This window comes from Pseudomonadota bacterium, from assembly GCA_034660915.1.
Taxonomy (GTDB): Bacteria; Desulfobacterota; Anaeroferrophillalia; order Anaeroferrophillales; family Anaeroferrophillaceae; genus DQWO01.
Map to the genome: position 1 here is coordinate 1 of JAYEKE010000028.1, position 5,607 is coordinate 5,607.

The 5,607-nt window shown below is 48.4% G+C and carries 5 protein-coding genes; all 5 read left to right on the forward strand.

All coding sequences use genetic code 11. The annotated features are described in order from the left end of the window. The coding region (gene selB / locus U9P07_01405; protein ID MEA2108062.1) for a selenocysteine-specific translation elongation factor at positions 1-1,808 on the forward strand (1,808 nt) is incomplete at its 5' end. Between the two features lie 91 nt (positions 1,809-1,899). After that, positions 1,900-2,172, forward strand: a complete 273-nt coding sequence (locus tag U9P07_01410; GenBank protein ID MEA2108063.1) for an AbrB/MazE/SpoVT family DNA-binding domain-containing protein — start codon at positions 1,900-1,902, stop codon at positions 2,170-2,172. Continuing rightward, complete coding sequence (locus U9P07_01415) at positions 2,153-2,488, forward strand: type II toxin-antitoxin system PemK/MazF family toxin (GenBank protein ID MEA2108064.1); 336 nt, start codon at positions 2,153-2,155, stop codon at positions 2,486-2,488. The genes U9P07_01410 and U9P07_01415 overlap by 20 nt, the downstream gene beginning before the upstream one ends. 78 nt (positions 2,489-2,566) lie before the next feature. Continuing rightward, positions 2,567-2,983: a phage holin family protein gene (locus U9P07_01420; protein MEA2108065.1), complete on the forward strand. Its 417-nt coding sequence runs from the start codon at positions 2,567-2,569 to the stop codon at positions 2,981-2,983. 81 nt (positions 2,984-3,064) lie between these two features. Further along, positions 3,065-4,960, forward strand: coding sequence for an ATP-dependent zinc metalloprotease FtsH (gene ftsH / locus U9P07_01425; GenBank protein MEA2108066.1), 1,896 nt, complete (start codon positions 3,065-3,067; stop codon positions 4,958-4,960). Positions 4,961-5,607: the final 647 nt, after the last annotated feature.

Sequence of the window (5,607 nt, forward strand, 5' to 3'; positions counted from 1 at the left end):
AAGAAAAGAAACGGGGCATAACCATTGAACTGGGTTTTGCCCATCTGGACCTTCCCGATGGACAGTCCCTGGGGATTATTGATGTTCCCGGCCATGAGCGTTTTATTAAAAACATGGTTGCCGGTGTTGCCGGTATCGACCTGGTAGCGCTGGTGATTGCCGCCGATGAAGGGGTAATGCCCCAGACCCGTGAGCATCTTGATATCTGTCGTTTGCTGGGGGTGCGGCAGGGGCTGGTGATCATGACCAAAATGGATATGGTCGATGATGAATGGCGGGAACTGGTTATGGATGATATCAGAAAGTATCTGCATGGAACTTTTCTGGAAGAACTTCCCATCATGCCGGTTTCCGCTGTTACCGGTGAAGGTATTGAAGATTTATTGCAGGAATTGATGCGGCTGGCGGCCGAAACTGCTGCCCGGCCGCTTGCCGGCCCTTTTCGCTTGCCCATTGATCGGGCTTTTGTGATGAAAGGTTTTGGCTCGGTGGTAACCGGGACTACTCTGTCCGGTTCGGTTAATGTTGGTGACCAGGTGGAATTGCTGCCGGTCGGCCTGGCCAGCCGGGTCCGTGGTATTCAAACCTATGACAGCATCAGAGAAACCGCGGCGGCTGGTGAACGGACGGCTGTCAATCTGCAGGGTCTGGAGAAATCGCAGATCGTCCGGGGAGAAATTCTGGTTCATCCTGGTACCGTGCAGACAACATCCATGATTGATATGTATTACAGTCATCTGCCAGGGGCGTCCAATCCCCTGAAACCTCGAAGCAAAATGATGGTCCATGCCGGTAGTGCCGCTATTATGGCCACGGTGGTGGTGCTTTCCGGTGAAGGCATTAACCCGGGTGAATCAGATTATGTTCAGATCCGGCTTGATTCTCCCACAGTGGTTATGTATGGCGACCGTTTGGTTCTGCGAAGTTTTGCCTGGCAGGAAACCATGGGTGGCGGTCAGGTTTTGGACCCGCATCCCCGCAAACATCGCCTGAAAGAATTTCCCGGCTTGCTGCCGTCATTGGAAATATTACGTCAGGGCGATATTTTGCCGGTGATTGAAGTTCTGATCGACAACCACGGTCTTCAGGGATTAAATGCCCGAGAAATTGCCGGGATGGTCAGTCTTTCTAATAAACGTTTGCGACAGGTTCTTGATGAGCTGTCTGCCACCGGCAAAGTGGTTCGCTATGATGTCGAACGTCGGGCTTATATCAGCGGCAAGCGATTTCGGGAACTTCAGGACAAACTGCTGGAACTGGTTGCCGCCTATCATCAACAGTTTCCGGTGAAGTTGGGGATTTTCAAGGAAGAGTTGAAGTCCCGGCTGCAACTTAAATCCCTGCTGTTTGCCAATGTGTTACAACGAACAATTAAGGACCAGCGCCTGGTGCTGGAAAAAGATATTATCCGGTTTCCCGATCACCAGATTCGCCTGGAGGCGGATGAGAAAGCGTTGAAGGGAAATGTCCTGCGTATTTACCGTCAGGCCGGCCTGCAGTTTCCGGATTTTCGTGATTTGATCAGTGAGCTTAAAGTAACCGAAGCCGAGGTCAGGACCATGGTCCGCCTGCTGGAGAAGGAAGGTGAGCTGATCCGGGTCAGGGAAGGAATTTATATCCCCAGTGGAGATTATGAACAGTTGAAAAAGAAAGTGATCAGTTACCTTGAAAGCCATGGGGAATTGACCACCCTGAAATTTAAGGAAATGGTCGGTTTGACGCGAAAATATATCATTCCGCTGATTGAATGCCTGGATATGTATAAAGTGACCCAGCGTCAGGGTGATATCCGGGTGTTGTTGAAATGAGGGAACAAAAAACCTTTAAACTTGACATAATAGAGCAAAGTAATTATTGTTATTACAAAGAGGTCCCGGTAAAATGTAAGGAGAATTATTTATGGAAAATCAGTTGCGTACAAGAGATGTTAAGCTGATTCCGATTGGGAATTCCAAAGGAGTCCGTATACCCAAGATGCTCCTGCAAAAATATGGTTTCAGCAATCATCTTTTGCTTGAAGAAACAGAGAGGGGCTTGCTTTTGAGGAGTAAAAAAGAGAGAAAACTTTCCTGGGAAGATACTTTTAAAGCTATGGCTGATGAAAAAGAAGATTGGGTTGATTTTGATCCAACTCTTCTTGATGGTCTCGAGGATGAAGATTTTGAATATTAAAAGGTATGAAATATACTATGCCGATCTTAACCCGACAATAGGGAGCGAAATAAAAAAGATACGCCCGGTTGTCATAATCAGTCAGAACGAAATGAACAAATATCTGGAAACCGTTGTCATATGCCCTTTAACCTCAAAACTGCATCCCCAATGGAGAGCCAGGTTTCAGCTTAAATGTGCCGGTAAACCGGCGGAGATCGCAGTCGACCAAATTCGGACGATAAGTAAGCAAAGGTTGAGAAAAAAGATCGATACACTGTCAAATATATCAGCGGCACAACTCCGCAAGCTCATTACCGACATGTATGGTGAGTAGTTAACCCGCCTGATCGGGAAACATATACCGATGGTGTGGGAGTAAATTCTAATCTTAAATCAGTGAAAGGAGGTAATTATGACTGATCCACTGCATGGTAACCGGGTTCGTGGTTTTATTATCCGCTGGGTGGTGAATGCCCTGGCGCTGTTGGTGGCGGCCTGGATATTGAAAGGGATTGTGATCGGTAGTTATCTTTCCCTGTTTGTGGCCGCTTTTGTCATTGGTCTGCTGAATGCTTTTTTACGGCCCATTGTGCTTCTCCTGACTCTACCACTCAATATTCTGACCCTGGGGCTTTTCACCCTGGTGGTCAATGGAATCATGGTGTTGCTGGCCGGAGATGTAGTCCGGGGTTTTGAAGTGCATGGTTTCTTTTCGGCAGTGTTCGCGGCCCTGATCATGGGTTGTGTCAGTTTTCTCCTCAACCTCTTCATCAGTGACAGCGGCCGGATCGAAAATGTGATGATTGTTACTGATGAGCATCGTTTCTGAAGACTGTGTTGTCACCGGCAATTTAATCAGGATATTTTCGTTTTATCGCTGAGACCACGATCATAATCAGGATTTTTACTTATGCCTAAAAGACTTTTTCGCCTCAAGCCTCCGGAGCCGGAGATGGAGGTCAATAAACCCCGGGAGCAGTCCCCGTGGAAGAATCCGTGGAATTTTTCTCTCCTCTATTTTGTTCTGATGTTTGCCTTTTTCTATTTTTTCCAGGCATCCATGGACGTACAGCGTCAGACTATTCCCTACAGCCAGTTCCAGGAGTACCTGCGCAATAACCAGGTGACTGAATGTGTTGTCAGTGAGAAAAAGATTACCGGTACCCTGAAAATCCAGGATGATCAGGGACGGCCGAAATTATTCTCCACCGTATTGCTCAAGGATAATGACCTGGTGGATCAGCTTAATAAACACGGGGTTAAATATTCGGTTCGTTATGATGATAATTGGCTGAATAGATTGATCTTTGGCTGGATTTTACCGATGTTGTTTATTTTCGCCATCTGGGGGTTTTTGTCCCGGCGGATGGGCAGCATGGGTGGCAACTTTCTGAATATCGGTAAGCATAAAGCCCGGATTCATGCCAGTGAACAGAGCAAGGTAACTTTTACGGATGTGGCCGGGGTTGAACAGGCCGAGCTGGAATTGCAGGAAGTGATCGAATTTTTGAAAAACCCCCAGTACTTCCAGCGCTTGGGAGGCCATATGCCTAAAGGGGTAATGCTGGTTGGCGCGCCGGGAACCGGGAAAACCCTGCTGGCCAAGGCGGTTGCCGGCGAAGCTGGGGTGCCTTTTTTCAGCATCAGTGGCTCGGAATTCATCGAGATGTTTGTCGGGGTGGGGGCGTCCCGGGTTCGTGATCTCTTTGATCAGGCCCGCAAAAAAGCTCCCTGCATTATTTTTATTGATGAACTGGATGCTATCGGCCGGCAGCGGGGTGGCCCAATGGCCATGGGTACCAACGATGAGCGGGAGCAGACGTTGAATCAGCTGCTGGTGGAGATAGACGGGTTTGATACCAGCAAAGGGGTGGTGGTGCTGGCGGCCACCAACCGCCCGGAAATTCTTGATAAAGCTTTGCTCAGAGCCGGACGTTTCGACCGCCAGATAGTGGTTGATAAACCGGATTTACAGGGCCGTGAAGACATTTTGAAAATTCATACCAAAGCTTTGGAACTGGCCGAAGATGTGAATTTGCATCTCATTGCCCGGCGTACCCCGGGACTGGTGGGGGCTGATCTGGCCAATGTGGCCAATGAAGCCGCTATCCTGGCAGCTCGGCGCCAGCGATCAGCGGTAACCACCAGGGATTTTGAAGATGCCATCGAGCGGATCATCGCCGGTCCGGAGAAAAAACGAAACCCCATGAGTAAGGATGAGAAACACCGGGTTGCCTACCATGAGTCAGGTCATACCCTGGTAGCTGTAACCGTACCCACTGGGGAACCGGTCCATAAAGTTTCCATTATTCCCCGGGGGGTGGGGGCGCTGGGCTATACCTTGCAACTGCCGGTCAAGGAAAAGTTTTTGGCCACCAAACTGGAATTGCTGGACCAGGTAGATGTTTTGCTCGGTGGCCGGGTGGCCGAAGAACTGGCTTTTGGCGATGTTTCGACCGGGGCCCAGAATGATCTGGAGCGGGCCACGGAAATTGCCCATAAAATGGTCTGTGAATTTGGCATGAGTGATGAGCTGGGCCCTCGAACCTATGGTAAGAAAATTGTTTCACCGTTTCTAGGGAATGTCACCAGTGAAGAGCGAAATTACAGCGATGAAACCGCTGAGCGGATTGATGAGGAAGTCAGCCGGATTATTTCCCTGGCCCACCAGCGGGTCCATGAAACTCTGGCTGAGAAACGGCCGATTCTCGATCATCTTGCTGGAATTTTGGAGGAGCGGGAAGTCCTTTCCGGAGATGAAGTAGAGAAAATTATTGCCGAAATGCCCGCTGGTAAGACAATCTGATTTCCAGCTGTTTTCAGTGGTGTCCGGTTAGCTGCTTGCATCTGGTAAAGGTGCGGCGTAAATATTCGGGCGCGTTTTCAAAAAAGCAATAATACTCTCGCAGAGGTATAGAGAAACCAGTCATTTGCCCTCTGTGACTCCGTGTCTCTGTGAAAAATAAAAAAACTGGTAATTATTCAGCGTAATTTTTTTGTCTCGCGCCCGTTCGTTTCACTCACTCAAGACGCAAAGAGCGCAAAGAAAAATGACAGACGATATAGCAAATTGAACTCTTCGCGGTCTTTGCGGTTTTGCGAGAGAATTAAAAAAAATTGACTGATATAGTTGCAAGAATTTACCAATTTATAAACAAAGTCAAATGCTTACCATATTTAGTAAGTAAACATTCGACTACGTTTTCAGAAAAGATAAAAATACTCTCACAGAGGCACAAAGTCACAGAGAACCCCAGTCATTTGCCCTCTGTGACTCCGTGTCTCTGTGAGAAATAATAAAAATTTGTCAATCTATAGACAAAGTCGAATATTTAGTGCGGCCGGGCATAGGTCGTATACTCTAGCGGGAGCGAGCCCCGCTCCAGAAGGCTGGCCAGCCACTGGGTAGCGAGTCCTTGGATCGAGGAGAGTAATTTCTGAGATTAAGCGTAG